The sequence below is a fragment of the Candidatus Abyssobacteria bacterium SURF_5 genome, from assembly GCA_003598085.1.
Lineage (GTDB): Bacteria > Abyssobacteria > SURF-5 > SURF-5 > SURF-5 > SURF-5.
This window is the reverse complement of record QZKU01000021.1, coordinates 1-15065: the sequence shown is the minus strand read 5'-3', so window position 1 is coordinate 15065 and position 15065 is coordinate 1. Positions and strand designations below refer to the sequence as shown.

The following is a 15065-nucleotide window of genomic DNA, read 5'->3' as shown; positions in this document are numbered from 1 at the left end:
CGTTGGATGTATCGCTTGCTCTTGTCCGAAATGGCCCGCTGTCTTGAATCGCATGAGAACGGACACCAGGAAACCTTTGTGTCTGGGCACCTTAGTGATTTGTTTTTCCTTCAAGGATTTGATAGTAAGCAGTGCAGATGCATGCAGACTCGAAAACCATTTTACCTGTATGCCGATTAATGGGATTATCGGTGAGCTTTAGCTTGCCCGGCGATCGAGTTCCGCATGAATCGTATCAACGATCGCTTTGTAGTCGGGTGGCAACTCTATAGGCACATTGGCATACAGCGGCTTGAAGCCGCGCAGTTTCTTGGTGTGATATTTGAGCTTGAAATCGGTGAACTTCAGCCCGTGAGCAGTGGAAATCACCACGACCCGCTCGCCTGACTTGATCATGCCTTTCTTCACCAGCTTAAAGAGGACCGATAGCGCCACGCCGGTGTGCGGGCAACAGAAGAGGCCGGTCGTATCCGCGAGCGCAGCCGCGTTCGCCAATTCGTCTTCGCTCGCCTGCTCGACGACGCCGTCGAATTCCTTGAGCACCTTGATCGCCTTGTGGATGCTCACCGGATTGCCGATCTGGATCGCGCTCGCGAGCGTCTTCTTCGCCTTCCTCGGCTCATACCTTTCAAATTCGGTCAGGTAGCTGAGATATAATGGATTTGCGTTCTCCGCCTGCGCACAGGCGATGCGCGGCCGCTTCGTGATCAGGCCGAGCTGCTCCATCATCAGGAAGCCCTTCCCCAAGGCCGTAACATTTCCAAGGTTGCCTCCCGGGATCACGACCCAGTCGGGCACACCCCAGTCGAATTGCTGCACGATCTCCATGCTGATGGTTTTCTGGCCCTCGATGCGCAGCGAGTTCATCGAGTTCGCAAGATAGATGTTGTTTTTCCGGCAGACTTCCTGCACCATTCGCATGCAGCCGTCAAAGTCGGTATCGAGCGAGAGCGTGATCGCGCCGTTCGACAGCGGCTGAATGAGTTGCGGGATCGAGACCTTGTTACGGGGAAGAAAAACAATCGCCAAGATGCCCGCCGCCGCGCAATAGGCGGCCAGCGCGGCCGAAGTGTCGCCGGTCGAGGCGCAGGCCACCGCCGGAATCCGGATGCCTTCCGACCGCATCTGCTTCACCATCGAGACGAGAACCGTCATGCCGAGGTCCTTGAATGAGCCGGTGTGGCTGTTGCCGCACTGCTTCACCCACAGGTCCTCGAGCCCGACCTGCTTTCCCAGCCGCTCCGCCCAGAACAGGTTGCTGCCACCCTCGAACATCGAGACGATATTGTCGTTCTTGACAGCCGGACAGACGAGTTCCTTCTTACCCCAGACCGAGCTGCCATACGGCCATTCGGTCTTCATGAAGCGCTCATCGAACAGCCGCCTCCACTCGTCGCTGCTCCTCTTCTGGAGCGCAGTCATGTCGTGGCGCACCTCGAGCAGGTTGCCGCACTTGGGGCAATTGTAGATGACCTCGTTCAGCGGATGCCTTCCGTCACACCCGCCTATGCATTGAAACCACGCTCGGTATTCCACAAGCTTTCCCGCAGTTCACCGCGACGATTACTTAATTACCAAGGGAATTATAGCATGGATTTGTAAAGAAGCCAAACACCGAATCGAGGGCATATATTAAGACACGGATTAATAGAGCCGGACCGCGCCGAAACCAGGTCAGACCTGTCTCGCACAGCGAAGTTAAGGTCCGAAATCATTACAACTCCCAAGTATCGGCGAAATGGGCGGGAATCGCTTTCCGGTAGGTGCGAATTCATTCGCACAGTCTCCGAGCACTGCAGGAGAGGCCGAATGAATTCGGCCCTACCTACCTTCCGGGCGCCTCCCATTTTCCCGGGCGGTTTAGCAGGCTGTCCTCAGGCCCAAGACTTTTAGCGACCGTAGCGAGGCATCCTGCCTGCTTCATTTCGTACCTGAAAGGAGAGGAAACTGCGGAGAATACCGCTTTCCGGTAGGTGTGAATTCATTCGCACAGTCTCCGGGCTTGCACTGCAAGAGAGGCCGAATGAATTCGGCCCTACCTTCCGGATGCCTCCCATTTTCCCGGGCGGTTTAGCAGGCTGTCCTCAGGCCCAAGACTTTTGGTGACCGTAGCGCAGGCATCTTGCCTGCTTCATCCCGTAATTTGTGAGAAAGCCTTGCAGGCTGAAAGCCTGCGCTACATCCGGAAGCCTGCGCTACATATTGAATTCTGAATCCGTTTCGGGCGCCAACGTTCACTAAATTTTTGACGCCTTTTTCTTGTGGTGATAGAATCGTTGCAACCATCGTGCGGCCAATGCAGATCTTGGGGGGAAAGAACATGCTGAAAAAATTTGGAATCGCAGTGGGAATTCTTATCGGCGCGTTGGTGCTCCTGGCGGCGGCGGGACCGCTGATTGCGCGGCCGCTGTCCGAGACGAAGCTCATGGAGTTGGGCGTCCTCGCAAAAGATGCCGCTTTCGTGGATGTGAACGGCGTGCGCACGCATTATGTAGCGAAAGGCCAGGAAGACGAGCCGATCATCTTCATTCACGGGTTTTCTTCATCGCTCTATACGTGGAGCGCCTGTCTCGACGCGATTGCTCAGCAGCACCGCGTGTACTCGCTCGATCTTGAGGGCTTCGGCTTCTCAGAAAAGCCCGCCATCGAGTATACCGTTGACCGTTACGCGGATTTCATGATTGGTTTCATGGACGCTCTTAATATCAAGTCCGCCGTCCTTTGCGGCAACTCGATGGGCGGAAACATCTCCTGGCGCACGGCGCTCAAGTACCCCGACCGCGTGAGCAAGCTCATTCTGGTCGATGCCTCCGGCTATCCCTCGAAGGACTCGGGAAAGCACAAGGGACTGCCTTTCCTGCTGAGATTGGGGCGCCTGCCGGGCGTAGGCGAACGGTTCGGTTTTTTCGCTTCGCGCGGCCAAATCCGCTCCTCGCTTGAAAGCGCGTATTGTGAGGACTCAAAAGTAACAGATCATACGGTTGATATGTATTATTATCCGCTGAAAACCGAGGGCGGCATGCGCGCCGTGCTCGCGCGGATGCGGGGTTCGAGCGAAGACCTGAAGGAATGGGCCGCGAAAATCCCTTCGCTCACGCTGCCGGCGCTCATCGTTTGGGGCGAGAATGACACTTGGATTCCCGCGGAAAACGCCTATAATTTTCACGAAGATATCGCCGGTTCAAAGCTGGTCATTCTTCCGGGGTGCGGCCACCTGCCGCAAGAAGAATTTCCGCAGGAATTCGCAAGGCATGTCCTTGAGTTTCATGATTGATACAAGAACGTATTGGATGGCGCTCTTCTAAGCCGAACCGTGATCAATTCGTCCGAATCTATCATTGAGTTCGCTGACGTTCTTCGCCACCAGATTTTTCGATCTTCGAATCCTATCAGTTTCTTTGACTCCATGATATGTTCTGTGTATGATAAGAAAAAGGTGGGACAAATAAGAATCGAGGGAACCGTGGGCATAGACGAAAAGCTGGTCAACGAGATCGTACGGCGAATATTGGCTATCGCCAGCCCGAACCGCATTATTCTGTTCGGTTCCGCGAGCACAGGCGGGATGACCCGCGACAGTGATATTGACCTCCTCATCCTGGAGGATTCGCCGGGCAACGTTCGCGAGGAAAGTGTGCGCCTGCGTGATGCTCTCCGAGGACTCGGCTATCCTTTCGACGTTATTGTGATGCCGACCGAGCGTTTTGAGGAAACCAAGAGCATCATCGGCGGAATTGCCTATCCCGCCAACAGATCGGGCAGGGTAATCTATGAAGCCGCCTGAGCAAGCAAAGCGCCAGCTTGTCAAGCAATGGCTTGCCAAAGCTGAAGAAGATTTCGGGTTGGCCGAACACCTTCTTTCAGAGCATTCGCCATATCTCGGCGCTGTGGGTTTTCACAGTCAACAGGCCGCCGAGAAATACCTGAAAGCTTTCCTCGTTTATCACCAAATCGACTTTCCCAAGACACACGACTTGGTTGAAATTCTCGACCTTCTGGAGCCGGTCGCCCCGGCGTTGGCTCAGTCGCTTCAGGACATTCGCGCTTTGAACCCCTATGGAGTCGAAATCCGATATCCCGGAGATATCCCGGAACTGAGTGCGAATGAGGCCCACTTGGCGGTCGAACTTGCGGGTAAGGTGCGAAAAGAAATTCTCGCAACAATAAAGGGTCAAACGTAACGGGTCGCGACCCTTCGGGTTTTCGTCGAGCTCGCCTGACGCAATCCGGCGGGCAAAACTTTGGTCGTCGCAGTTTTTTCACCAGCCACGGCGAGATCGATCCGTATCTACAGGCCCCGCTCCTTCCTCGCCTGATCGATGGTACGGTTCAAAGACATGTCGACCAGCCAGGGGACGAATCGGTTCGCGACGTGCAGCAGCTTTCCTGAAAAGCCGGGAATGATAATGAACGAGCCTTTCTCCATCCCTCTGATCGCCGCGCGCGCGACTTCGTCGGCGTGCATCAGCTTGGCGCCTTTGGAGATCCTCAGGTTTTCCAGCGGCTTTTCTCTCGTATCGTTTTTGAAGCGTTCCGTATCGACGTCCGGCGGACACAGCACCGACACATGGACTCCGTGAGGGCGAAGCTCGCTCCTCAGCGCCTCCGAAAATCCGAAAACGGCGAACTTCGAGCCGCTGTAGCCGGTGAATCCGAATATCCCCTTCAGGCCGGCAAGGCTCGAGATATTCAGTATCCAGCCCTGTTTTCTCTCGATCATGCCGCCGACAACCTGTTTCACCGTGTAAACGGTGCCCAGGTAATTCACTTTGATTTCGGTTTCGATATCCGAGACGGGCAGCTTTTCGACGTAGCCGGGCAGAGAGAAGCCGGCCGAATTGACAAGGACGGCCGGAGGACCGCACTGGGCCTCTGCCGCCTTGACGGCCGCTATGACAGCATCGAGGTTCGAAACATCGGCGCGATAATACCCGAACTTCTGCGCGGGATTCACAGCCGCTCGTTTCAATTCCTCGGTCGCAGCCGCGAGCGGTTCTTCGCGCCGGGCTATCAGAAACACATTGGCGCCGAGTTTCGCGAGCTCATCCGCAATGGCTCTCCCTATTCCCAGCGAGCCGCCCGAGACGATGGCGCATTTTCCGTTGATATCCATGGATTCTTCTCCGCATATAAGACGCATCGGGCGGCCACATGGGGCCGCCCCTACAAAAAACAATCGAAAAACCCTTTAGACGATCCACATTACCCGGGCCGTCCCCTGCGAAAACCCATTGACAGGCTTGTTTAAAGAATCCGTATTGTTCCGATCGCCCCTACGGAAACCAATTGAAAATTCGTTTAGACGATCCCTATTAGCCGGGGCCGTCTTCTGCGAAAAACAATTGACGGACTTGTTTAGAAAACATGTACTTACTGGCCGCCCGTACCGAGAAAAACTGACAGGCTTTTCAGATGGGCCACATAGTCAAGGACTATCGGCCTGAACCGGCATGGGCCACTTACTGCGTATTACGCCATCTCCTTCGCCACCTGCGCGGCGGCCTCGATGGTCTTGTCGATATCCGCTTCGGAATGCTCGGTGCACAGGCTTCCGCCGCCGTGCACCAGGTAGATGCCGTGGTTGAGCATGCGGAACTGAAACTCCATGTTCTTGAAGAGATCGGTCTTCATGAAAACATCCATGATGGTATTGATCTCCGGATTCGGCTCGTGCGGGAACAGGACGATAAACAGCGACGATATTCCCTGCGCGTACGCATTGATTCCGCAATCGCCCATCGCCTCCATGATCCCTTTGCGCAGCCGGTCTGCCCGTTTCTCGAGGACGGGGTAAATCTCGTCGCGCCTGTCGCGATAGATGGTCACCGCAGTCTTACCCGCAATCATGGATAAAGGATTCGCGGAGTAAGTGCCGCCACCGATGAAGACCTTCTCGTCCTTAACCATCGAGCGGCGCGGGTCTGCCAGGCTCATGATGTCGCGTCTTCCTGCGATTGCGCCGCATGGCATTCCGCCGCACAGGTTCTTGCCCATGGTGCACAGATCGGGCGTCACGCCGAAATATTCCTGCCCACCGCCGGGCGCAAGCCTGAAGCCGGTGATCACCTCGTCGAAAATCAGGACCGCCCCCTTCTCGCGTGTCAGCTCGCGCAGGCCGCGAAGGAACTCGGGCTTGCAGGCGACTCCGCCGCCGGAGGTCACGATCGGCTCGACAATGATCCCTGCGAAATCGTCGCCGACCTCGGCTACGATCTGCTTGACCGCTTCGAGATCGTTTATCGGGAACGCCCGCATGTACTGCCGCAGTTCGGGCAACAGGCCCATGCTTTCCGGCATGTCGTACGGCGGCTGAACCGCGACCGACAGGTCGGGGTTGCTGCCGTGCCATCCGCCGATCGCCTTCAGCATCGTCTTCTTGCCGGTGAACGCGCGGGCGAGGCGGACGGCATACATCGTGGCTTCGGTGCCGGAGCAGCAAAAGCGCACCATCTCCGCGGAGGGAACCACCTCGCACACCAGTTCGGCCAGTTCGACCTCGTGCCGGTTCACAAATCCCCAGTGAGTCCCTTTTGGCACCGCGCGCTTGAGGGCCTTCACGATCTCCGGCGGATTATGTCCGAGGATCAGGCCGGAATGGCCGTCCCAGTAATCGATGAACTCGTTGCCGTCGACGTCTCGGAATTTGCCGCCGTATGCCTCCTTGATATACACCGGATACGGCTGGCTGAAACGCAGGTTGTGGGAAACGCCGCCGGGCAGCACTTTTTCCGCCCGTTTGTACAGCCTCTTCGATTTCTTTGTGTTGATTGAGTATTCCATTCGAATTCCTCTCTGAAAGTGGGGGAATAGAAGAAAATAGATATACCTGAACCAGCCCTGATTATACGATGAAACGAAAACAGAAGCAACTTCAGTTCTTGGGCAGATGAGGAGCACAAGTAACGATTAAGATCGAATGAAAGAGTTACTGAATGAAAAACCTGTAGATTTCTCTGAGAAGAGAAACTGCACCCAGCAGGATCATTGCTGCGCTGACCGAAAAGAGGATCAGAAAAGGGTAAATCGTTCGGTATACCATTTTCATTGGCACGTTGCCGTATTGCAGGATTCCGTTTACGGTATCGTTCAGGATTATGAGCACCCGGAAAATCTCGGGAATACCTGCCGCCAGGAGCGCGATAGCGCTTATCCACAACATGTCCCGCATTGCTTTCGACTTGTTCATGATGATTGCGAGCAGGGCGGCCGTGATCATGAAGAGGCCGCGGAGCAGCAGCATCTCGTTGCTTCCCAATCCCTGCTGCAGCGGCAGCCGCCACTGAAAGAGAAACGGGAGCGTCATGAACGAGCCTGTCACCGCAACGGCTATGAGCACGAAGAATTGCAGAAAATGAAGAGGGCTTTTTTTGGACACCGGCGCCGGCGTCAGATAAAGAGAAAAAGCTGCTGTGCCGATGATGAGTAGACCGATGAACGCTCTCGCCATATCTGCCTTACTTGCAGCCGATAGCCGACAGGTCGGGCGGCTGCAACTCCTGGGCGAACTGCGCCATGAAGGGGCTGACTGGGAAATTTTGCGGTTTCAGTGGCTGCACGTATTTGATGAACTCGACGTGCCCGTCCATGTAGCACACGTTCGCGCCGAATGGCCGGTGGCTGAAAAACATGAGGCTTGGCCCGACCTGGTCGCAGATGAGCGGGACGCCTCGCGCCGGCACGTACCAGATATCTTGGAAGAAAATGTCCTCCACTTGCGTCCTGGTCCGGAAAATTATGTTGGAGCCCAGATTCCCTTTCCCATCCCAGCCGATCTTGCTCAAGTCGATATCGTCATCCCTCGTTTCAGTAGGATAAGCACCAAACTGCTGTCCGAACCCGTTCAGCGCAGCTTCCCGCCCCGCCTCCGCCTCCGTATCATTCGTGATCAGATAGCCGGTATAGATGTAGCTGATGCTTGTCAGGCACTCAGGATCTTGTGTGCCGTCACGAGTGAAGGTTGTATCTTTTTCAAAATAGAGGCTGGAGGGACAGCCGAATACATTCAAGTCGCTGATGTATTCCGGAAAGATGGACTTGCCTTCCACTGTCATATTCTCGAAAATATCGTCTTTTGGGGGATACCATCCCCTGTTCTCCTCGGCATAAAGAGATAATGCCAGGCCGATCTGTTTCAGATTGCTCGCGCAAACGGTCCGTCGCGACGACTCTCTCGCCTTCTGCAGGGCCGGCAACAGCATACTCGCCAGGATCACGATGATCGCCATGACAACCATCAATTCTATGAGGGTGAAACCACCCTTATTCCGGCATCGACTTCTATGGACGGTAGCGATCATCCCTCTTGTCTCGTGCCTCTCACGGAAAAGCGCCGCTTCGGCTCCTGTCTTTTGGAGATTGCGCCGCGGTCGCCGGCGGAAAAATTCGCTCCAGATTTCTCGTTTTTACATCGAACAAATACAGAACCTTGACGTCTTTCCTTAAAGTAACCGCAAAAGCGTCGCGCAGGCTGCAGTATGCTCGGGGAACATGCTCTTTGGAAAGAAGCGTTTCCGTCTGGCCTGATGCCGTATCAAGAATAACCGTTTTCGGCGGTTCCCCCTTCAGTTCCCCTTCCACCGTGTACTGATTGGTGGAATAATAAAGCCGGTTCTTCTGAGGAGGAAAATATACAGCGCCGATTGCATTGCCCTCGGGATCCAATGCGCTGTCGAATGAATACGTGATTTGCCCGCTATCGATGTCCATTTTCCGCAACACAACGGGGAAATATTCTTTCAGTTTTCGAGAGGTCAGCACAATGGCTTCATTGGCATAAGGAGAGGGGTAGAGTAGTGGCCTGACTTCAAAATCATCGTATTCGAGCAGTTTGCTCAGGAACCCGCCTTCAATATCATATTTGACTATTTTCCTCTTGTCGGAACAAACGCAAAGAATACTCTTGCCATCACCGCTCCAATACGGAATCCCTTTGTACAAGATGTCCGGCAACTGCACCCAGATCGGCTCTCCGACCAGCTTCATGTACAGGTACTCCTTCATCTGGTTCGCAAATAGCTGCCACTTCCCGTCGGGCGAATAGGGTCGCTGCCAGCCGCCCCACATGAGCTTGTGCTTCTCGACAACGGAATCAGAGTCGACGCTGTAAACGTAACTGTCGTAAAAATACCGGTTATGAGGCCGCGCCATCGTGTAGAAGAGGTGGAGCGAATCCGGCGTGCATCCAATCCATCCGCTTGTTTCAGGAAGATTCAATTTGCGAAGCGTTTTCTCTTCCAGCAGGTAAACATAAGTATCGAGTGTGCCGAATGTTCCGGATTCATTCCGTACCCGGAAAAAGAGCTTTTCGCCATCGGGGGAAAAGACCGGGAAGAGCACTGTCCCATGATATTCTTCATTTGAAAGCCGCCACTTATCGCTGGGAACGAACGGGTTTTCATTCCTGCGGAGCACGACGATGCCCGCTGCAGCAATAAAACAACATATTCCGACAGCCAACGACCATCTTTTCATCAGCGAAGAGCTCTGTTTTCGCGTGACCTGGAATCAACCCCTCGGGGACGGAAATGCAGCAACATGGATTAGTGCAGGTGAATTTATTATATATTATCCGCAATATTTGTCAATGAGGAAATCTCTCGCGGATTGCCATTTCTGTCAAGCTTTGTTATTCTTTTTGGTAAGCGGACGGCGAGGTATTTCCATGTTTTGGGGGAGGAGCTTTCTTGAATGACCAGTTGAAAATCGATCTGTACAGGAAAATGGTGCTCATACGCCGGTTTGAGGAGAAAGCCGGGCAAATGTACCAGCGAGCCAAAATATCGGGCTTTCTTCATTTATATATAGGCGAAGAGGCCAACGGCGTCGGCGCCATAAGCGCTATCCGCGACGATGATTACGTGACCACCGGCTACCGCGAGCACGGCCAGGCCCTCATGAAGGGGATCGAGCCGAAATTGATCATGGCCGAATTGTTCGGAAAGGAGACGGGCATCTCGAAGGGCAAGGGCGGTTCGATGCACATCTTCAGCCGGGAAAAGAGATTCCTGGGCGGCAACGCGATCGTTGCCGGAAACCTGCCGATCGCGGTCGGGGCGGGTCTTGCCGTCAACTACCGAAAAGGTGACCAGATAGTGTTGTGCATGTTCGGCGACGGCGCCGTCAACGAGGGCGCCTTTCACGAGTCTTTCAACCTCGCATCGCTGTGGCACCTGCCGGTTCTCTTCTTCTGCGAGAACAACCGCTATGGCATGGGGACCCCGGTGGAGAAGGCCTCCTCGATTGAAGACCTCGGCAAGCGCGCCGCCTGCTACAACATGGACTGGCAGATCATCGACGGTATGGATGTTATCGAGGTGTACGAGGCGACGAAAGCGGCGGCGGAACGTGTCCGCACGCGCAAACGGCCGGAGATGATCGAAACGAAGACGTACCGCTTCCGCGGCCATTCAGTGGCCGATCCGGAGGTCTACCGCACAAAAGAAGAAGTGGAACAATGGAAACTGCGCGATCCGATCATCCGGATGCGGAACAAATTGAAGGCCGACGGCATCCTCAGCGATGAAGCGGATAAAGCGATTGCCGACGAGGTGGAAAAAATCGTGAACGACGCGATCGAGTTTGCCGACGCATCCGAATTTCCGCCCGACGCGGCCGTGTGCGAACACGTATATGCGGGGAAATTCTGACATGGCTGTGATGCGATATCGAGAAGCGCTTGGAGACGCGCACGCGGAGGAAATGCGGCGCGACCCGAATGTCTTCCTCATGGGCGAAGAAGTGGGCGTGTGGGGGGGCTCCTACAGGGTGACGGCAAAACTGCTCGAGGAGTTCGGCCCGGATCGAGTCATTGATACCCCCATTTCCGAAGAAGTGATAGTCGGCGCGGGTATCGGGGCGGCGATGGCGGGCCTCAGACCGATCGTCGAGCTCATGACCGTCAACTTCTCGCTCCTCGCGATGGACCAGATCATCAACCACGCCGCAAAATTCTACTATATGTCGGGCGGCCAATTCCCGATTCCGATGGTGATTCGCGCTCCCGGCGGCTCCGGCCATCAACTGGGCGCACAGCACTCACAGAACCTCGAGGCCCATTTCGTGCACACGCCCGGCCTGAAAGTGGTCATGCCGTCCACGCCGGCCGACGCAAAGGGCCTGCTCAAGAGCTCGGTCCGCGACGACGATCCGGTCATCTTCCTCGAACATGAAGCCCTCTACGGAATGCAGGGTGAGGTCCCCGATGTCGAGGATTATCTGGTTCCGCTCGGAGTGGCAGACATCAAGCGCGAAGGCAGCGATCTCACCATCGTGACGTGGTCCCGCATGGTGCATATCTCGCTCGAGGCGGCTGAAAAACTCGAAAAGGAAGACGGTATAAGCGTGGAGGTCGTAGACCCGCGCACGCTGAAGCCGTTTGACATCAACGCCGTCGCCAGGTCGGTCGAGAAAACCGGGCGGCTCGTCATTGTCGAGGAAGATTGCCGCACCGGCGGAGTCGGCGCCGAAATCGCCGCCTCGATCGGCGAGCGCGCCTTCTACAGCCTCGATGCGCCCGTTGTGCGAGTCGCGGGCGCCGACATACCGATGCCGTACTCGAAGCACCTCGAGCACAGCGCCATCCCACAGGTTGACGACGTGGTCTTCGCCGTAAAAAAGATGTTGACCCGCGCTTAGCCGGGTAAGAATCACCGACAGGAACAGACTCTTCAAAGCCGTGTCATCACCTTTGCGCAAAGGCATATGTCATGAGGAAGATTCTAACCCCAAAGCGAAAGGACCGGCCATGGGAAATAAAGTCACCGTCCGCTACCTCGAAAACCTCCAGCACCAGGTGATCGCATACCCACACTCCTTCATTGTTGATGAACCCATGGGCGAGGGCGACGGCCTCGGCCCTAATCCGTACGATCTTCTTCTGAGCGCTCTCGGCGCGTGCACCGCGATGACGCTGCTCATGTACGCCGAGAGAAAGAAAATCCCGATCGAAACCGTCAGCGTCGAGCTCGACCACCAGCGAACCTACCGCGACGACTGCGTCGACTGTACGGAAGAGGAAAGGCGGCTCGAGAAGATTACGCGCAAGATCACGATCAGAGGGGACATCACCGATGAGCAAAAGAACCGCCTGCTGGAGATTGCGAAAAAATGTCCGGTTCACAGAACGATCATGTCGAAGCCTGCAATCGAGGACAGCATAGAAGTGTTCGACTAGCACGCCAAGAAGGAGAGAACTCATGGCCGCCGAAGTTATCATGCCGCGTCTGAGCGATACGATGGAAGAAGGCCGCATCATCAAATGGCTGAAAAAGGTGGGCGATCCGGTCAAGGAGGGCGAGCTGCTCCTTGAAGTGGAGACCGATAAAGCCGATATCGAGGTCGAAGCCTTCGACACCGGCATCCTCATCGAGATAACGGCCGAAGAAGGCGAAACCATCAAGGTCGGCGAAAAGATCGGCCTCATCGGCTCAAAGGAAGAGGCGAAGGGAATACGCAAACCGGCGGCACCCGCCGAGGAGGCCCACCCGGCGAAACCGGAACGACCGCCTCGAGCGGAGAAAGCGGAGGAAGAAGAAAAACCGGAGGAATCCGCCGCCGTCGAGGAGATTCTGGAAGAAGAAGCAAAAGCCGAAGCCCCCGAGAAGGAGAAAGCAAAACGAGCGACCGAAGAGGAAAAACGGAAGCGCGAGGAAGAACAGAGAAGAAAAAAGGAAGAACGAAAAGAAGAAGAGAGGTACCGGCGGGAAGAAGAGGAGCGCCGAAAAGAATATGCCGAGGAGGCGCGCCGGCGGGCCGAAGAACTCAAAGAGAAGCCGCGCAGGCCGGAGCCGGCGGTCAGCATTCACATGGATCAGCGCACCGCGATCGATAAATTCGTCGCGAGACGCGCCCCCGGAAAGGCAACCGTCTCGCCGCTCGCCCGCGAACTCGCTCAGAAGCACGACATCGACCTCTCCCAGATCACGGGCACCGGCCCCGGCGGCGAAATCGTCAAGCGCGACATCGAACAGGCCGTCTCCGCAAAGGCAAAGGCGGGGCCCGCGGCAAAAATCGAGGTGCTCCGAAAAGCGCGGGAAGTGCGCGCGACTCCTCTCGCCGTCGTCCTGGCCGAGCGAGAGGGGGTCGACCTCGAAGAGGTGCGGGGAACCGGCATCGACGGCAGAATCCGCGAAACCGATGTCAAAGCCTATGTCGCGCGCCGCTGCAACGAGCGCGGCGAGGAATTCCAGGAACTTAGCTTGATGCGTAAAACCATCGCGCGCCGCATGACCCTCAGCAAGCAGACCATCCCCCATTTCTACCTGAACATGACAATCGACATGGACGCCGCGGTCGAGCTCCGCAAGAAACTGAACGAGGGCAAAAAGGACGAGGAGAAAATCAGTTATAACGACCTGATCGTCAAAGCGTCCGCCCTCGCGCTCGAGGAAGTGCCGGAAGTCAATTCCACCTTCGTCGAGGAGAAAGTACGCGTCAACAAGCGCATCAACGTCGGAATCGCGACCGCAACACCCGACGGACTGGTGGTGCCCGTCATCATGGACGCGAACCGCAAATCCGCCGCCGACATCGCCCGCGAGGCGCGCGACAAGGCCGAGCGCGCGCGCAAAAGGAAACTGCGCCCCGACGAGTACTCCAATGCGACCTTCACCGTCTCCAATCTCGGCATGTTCGGCATCGACCATTTCACCGCCATCATCGATCCCGGCCAGAGCGCGATCCTGGCAGTCGGCGCGCTCGCGCAGGAACCGGTTGTCGTCGACGGACAAGTCCGGCCGAAAAACCTCATGCGCGTCACGCTCTCGTGCGATCACCGGGTCGTCGACGGCTACGTCGGAACGCAGTTCCTCATCAAGCTGAGGGAGCTCCTCGAAAAACCCGAAACGCTGCACGCAAAATCCTGAGGATTGCCGCTCGAACCGTTCAAGACGTCGCGCGAGTTCGACGGCGAGGTCGGACAGCAGCAGCACGGGGAGGCGGAATAGCATTAAAAAAGAAGCCCGTGCTTTCCTCTGTTTCGTTTTTTGATATAATCCTGCGTGAGATGCCCTGCTTTGCGAGCAAATCCGCTCCCAAGAAATCTCATAGACTCGTTCACCCTCGGAATTAAGGTACATGCACAAACTTGCAATTTTTGACATCGATGGAACCCTGATCAATTCCAGCGCAGTTGATGAGGCGTGCTTTGTTCGCGCTGCCGCCGAGGCCTTCGCCATCCGGGACATCGACACGCGTTGGGAAAATTACCTTCACGCAACCGACGGCGCCGTCTTTGAGGAGATTTTTGAGAGACATAGCGAAAGAAAACCCACCCGAGCGGAGGTCCAAAAGCAGATAGATGCATTCGTCCAGCATCTTCGTGAACGCCATCAGCAGAACCCTCTTCTCTTTCACGAAATAAACGGCGCCTCCAATGTTATTCGGGTTCTCAGAGAACACCCGGAATGGAAACCTGCCATCGCGACCGGCACATGGCAAGAAGCAGCCTCATTTAAACTTGAAGCAGCGGGTCTCGACGTGGACGGCATCCCGATCGCCACCGGCTCAGACGCGCACCCACGCGAGGAAATCATTCGGACGTGCATATCCCGCGCACAAGAGGCGTATCACGTGAAACATTTCCAAAAAATCGTGAGCATCGGCGACGCCATCTGGGACATGCGCGCCGCCCAAACCCTCGGGATCCCGTTCATAATGATCTGTCCATCCGCCCCACCAGCCGTATCCGACCCACCCCCCGTCCTCAAAGACTACACCGACATACCCTTGTTCCTCAAGCACCTCGAAAAATAGGGACAGAGCCTATTTATTTTCTGTAAGTCCTTTTATATTAGGTACTTATATTTATCTATCGTCAGTATAAATAGTGTCTTTTATTTATATATAATCATCATCCGGTCCAGTAGAATATCCACACGGAAAGGCCGGAGAAAGAGAAAAGAAGATCGGTGCTTGGGGAGGGCGTACTTATAAGTGACTGTTTATAAGGCACTTACAAATAAAAAATGGGCTCTGTGAGACTGTCCGACGATTAAAGTTGTTGAACTATAGTTCAAGATATTAATTTATGGTTGACAATAGCCTCTTTTTGTGGTATCATCTCCTTC

At 55.4% G+C, this 15065-nt stretch carries 12 protein-coding genes and 1 pseudogene; 7 read left to right on the top strand and 6 right to left on the bottom strand.

Going from position 1 to position 15065, the window contains the following annotated elements; translation table 11 throughout:
* Positions 1 to 198: 198 nt before the first annotated feature.
* Entirely contained in the window at positions 199 to 1536 is a 1338-nt protein-coding gene (thrC, locus tag C4520_02305; protein RJP25560.1) for a threonine synthase, read from the bottom strand.
* A 760-nt stretch (positions 1537 to 2296) separates the two neighbouring features.
* Here thrC and C4520_02300 point away from each other — a divergent pair.
* From C4520_02300 to C4520_02290, 3 genes are read left to right on the top strand one after another with little or no spacing between them, the layout of a single operon-like run.
* Positions 2297 to 3274: an alpha/beta hydrolase gene (locus C4520_02300; GenBank protein RJP25559.1), complete on the top strand. Its 978-nt coding sequence runs from the start codon at positions 2297 to 2299 to the stop codon at positions 3272 to 3274.
* A 12-nt stretch (positions 3275 to 3286) separates the two neighbouring features.
* A complete protein-coding gene (locus tag C4520_02295) occupies positions 3287 to 3784 on the top strand; it encodes a nucleotidyltransferase domain-containing protein (protein ID RJP25558.1) in 498 nt (165 codons plus the stop codon).
* Positions 3771 to 4181 carry a HEPN domain-containing protein gene (locus C4520_02290; GenBank protein ID RJP25557.1) on the top strand — a complete coding sequence of 137 codons (411 nt, stop codon included), beginning with the start codon at positions 3771 to 3773 and terminating at the stop codon, positions 4179 to 4181. The genes C4520_02295 and C4520_02290 overlap by 14 nt, the downstream gene beginning before the upstream one ends.
* 107 nt (positions 4182 to 4288) lie before the next feature.
* Here C4520_02290 and C4520_02285 read toward each other — a convergent pair whose 3' ends face one another.
* The 5 genes from C4520_02285 to C4520_02265 all read right to left on the bottom strand — a co-directional run bounded on the left by C4520_02285 (position 4289) and on the right by C4520_02265 (position 9471).
* On the bottom strand, positions 4289 to 5140 hold the full coding sequence (locus C4520_02285) for an SDR family NAD(P)-dependent oxidoreductase (protein ID RJP25556.1): 852 nt from the start codon (positions 5138 to 5140) through the stop codon (positions 4289 to 4291).
* Positions 5141 to 5469: 329 nt separating this feature from the next.
* Positions 5470 to 6780 carry an aspartate aminotransferase family protein gene (locus C4520_02280; GenBank protein RJP25555.1) on the bottom strand — a complete coding sequence of 437 codons (1311 nt, stop codon included), beginning with the start codon at positions 6778 to 6780 and terminating at the stop codon, positions 5470 to 5472.
* Positions 6781 to 6925: 145 nt separating this feature from the next.
* On the bottom strand, positions 6926 to 7447 hold the full coding sequence (locus C4520_02275) for a hypothetical protein (protein RJP25554.1): 522 nt from the start codon (positions 7445 to 7447) through the stop codon (positions 6926 to 6928).
* 7 nt (positions 7448 to 7454) lie between these two features.
* Positions 7455 to 8297 carry a DUF1559 domain-containing protein gene (locus C4520_02270; protein ID RJP25553.1) on the bottom strand — a complete coding sequence of 281 codons (843 nt, stop codon included), beginning with the start codon at positions 8295 to 8297 and terminating at the stop codon, positions 7455 to 7457.
* Positions 8298 to 8316: 19 nt separating this feature from the next.
* On the bottom strand, positions 8317 to 9471 hold the full coding sequence (locus tag C4520_02265) for a hypothetical protein (protein RJP25552.1): 1155 nt from the start codon (positions 9469 to 9471) through the stop codon (positions 8317 to 8319).
* Positions 9472 to 9719: 248 nt separating this feature from the next.
* On the opposite strand from C4520_02265, the pseudogene C4520_02260 reads away from it, so the two are divergent.
* From C4520_02260 to C4520_02245, 4 genes and pseudogenes are all read left to right on the top strand, one after another.
* A pseudogene (locus tag C4520_02260) lies at positions 9720 to 11634 on the top strand (pyruvate dehydrogenase complex E1 component subunit beta).
* Positions 11635 to 11743: 109 nt separating this feature from the next.
* The gene (locus tag C4520_02255; protein RJP25551.1) at positions 11744 to 12172 is read left to right on the top strand and encodes an OsmC family peroxiredoxin; all 429 of its coding nucleotides are present in this window, start codon (positions 11744 to 11746) and stop codon (positions 12170 to 12172) included.
* Positions 12173 to 12194: 22 nt separating this feature from the next.
* The gene (locus tag C4520_02250) at positions 12195 to 13862 is read left to right on the top strand and encodes a 2-oxo acid dehydrogenase subunit E2 (GenBank protein ID RJP25550.1); all 1668 of its coding nucleotides are present in this window, start codon (positions 12195 to 12197) and stop codon (positions 13860 to 13862) included.
* A gap of 211 nt (positions 13863 to 14073) precedes the next feature.
* Positions 14074 to 14751: an HAD family hydrolase gene (locus C4520_02245; GenBank protein RJP25549.1), complete on the top strand. Its 678-nt coding sequence runs from the start codon at positions 14074 to 14076 to the stop codon at positions 14749 to 14751.
* The last annotated feature ends 314 nt before the right edge of the window (positions 14752 to 15065 follow it).